2 protein-coding genes and 1 pseudogene are annotated in these 1658 nt (G+C 47.8%); all 3 read right to left on the reverse strand.

What is annotated here, in order from left to right; genetic code table 11:
• On the reverse strand, positions 1–371 hold a 371-nt coding region (locus A3729_RS13635), incomplete at its 3' end, for a transcription antitermination factor NusB (protein WP_304439722.1).
• A pseudogene (gene fmt / locus A3729_RS13640) lies at positions 352–1310 on the reverse strand (methionyl-tRNA formyltransferase). The gene A3729_RS13635 and the pseudogene fmt, both read right to left, overlap by 20 nt.
• 60 nt (positions 1311–1370) lie before the next feature.
• The coding region (gene def, locus A3729_RS13645) for a peptide deformylase (protein ID WP_068633996.1) at positions 1371–1658 on the reverse strand (288 nt) is incomplete at its 5' end.

The following is a 1658-nucleotide window of genomic DNA, read 5'->3' on the forward strand; positions in this document are numbered from 1 at the left end:
CGCATGAATAGGAGTTGGTAAGCCCCTACTTTTAGAATGCTTTCAACCAGTTTATCTTCGTGCTGGAGCGGTGTTTCCAAAAACTGATTATGGTTATTTGCCAAATACTCGTACCAGCGACAGGCTCCATAGACAATTTCCTGAAGAAGGGCGCCGTCTTTATCTGCCACCTGTTCAGCAGCGATGGGCATGAGTGCAGTCAGTGACTTTTGTTCATAAGCGACACTGTGTAAAAGATGGCTGGCAAGCGCTCTGACGCTGCTTAAGCTTTCTATTGCAGGTAGCTTAGGAAGTCGGATATTTTGCTTGGAGCGTCTAGCTCGTGATTGGCGACGACTGCGTCCGCCAGACCTAGTTGTCATGATTGACATTCAGCTGCTCTCCCGCATTTAATAGCGCTTTACCGCCGTTCACGAAAGATTGAACGTCCATGGCTTTTGCCCCCGGAAGTTGGAGTTGCTGAATGCTGATAGCGCCTTGGCCACACTGGATAATGATGCCGTTTTTGGTTTTTCCAGAATAGTACCGGCTACTCGGTCATCGTTTGTTTCGACTTCTGATGCTTCAAAGATACGGACACGCTGAACTTTCCCTTTTGCATCAAGAAACTCCAGAAACGATACCGGCCAAGGGTTGAACGCTCGGATATTGCGACAGATCTGTTGGGCGCTATCTTGCCAGTTAATGCAAGCTTCTTGTTTACTCAGTTTATGTGCGTAATTCGCCAGTTCGTTATCTTGAGGTTCAGCCGCTAATGTTTCACGCTGTTCGAGATATTGCAAAATCGCGCTGGCTCCTTGTTCAGCGAGCCGGTCATGAAGGCTACCGCCAGTATCCTGGTCAGTGATATCGGTTTTGAGTTTGAGTAGCATGTCGCCGGTATCTAAGCCTACGTCCATTTGCATGATGGTAATGCCCGTTTCACGGTCACCCTCCTGAATTGCACGCTGAATCGGCGCAGCGCCACGCCAGCGTGGAAGTAAAGACGCGTGGATATTGATACAGCCGAAAGTGGGCATGTCCAACACTGCTTTAGGTAGGAGCAGGCCATAAGCCGCTACAATCATTAGGTCTGCCTTGAGCGCTGCTAGTTCCGTCTGGGCCTCGGGGTTTGTCAGCTTTTCAGGTTGGAATACTGGAATGCCATGCGCTTCAGCTACCTGTTTTACCTCGCTTTTTACGAGCTTCTTGCCACGCCCTGCCGGACGGTCTGGCTGAGTGTAGACGGCGATGACCTCATGGTTTTGGTCAATAATGGCTTGGAGGCTTTTGGCTGCAAACTCCGGTGTACCGGCAAAGATAATCTTCAAACTGAAATCACTTTTTTAAATTGGGTAAATAAAAATCGCACAGATATGATAAAAGGCGTTTTAAGCGCGTTCCTGACTGCGATGAATCTTCTCTAGTTTCTTTTTGATACGATTACGTTTTAAACCGCTTAAATAGTCAACAAAGAGTTTACCGTTTAAGTGATCCATTTCGTGTTGGATGCAAACGGCTAGTAGCCCCTCTGCTTCTAGGCTAAACTCTTTGCCTTGTCGGTCTAGCGCTTCGATCAGCACATGTTCGATTCGGCTAATATCTTCATAAAAGCCAGGAACGGACAGGCAGCCTTCTTGCATTTTTTCTAGCTCACCCTCTAAAACAGTGACTTTAGG

The organism is Oleiphilus sp. HI0043 (genome assembly GCF_001634935.1).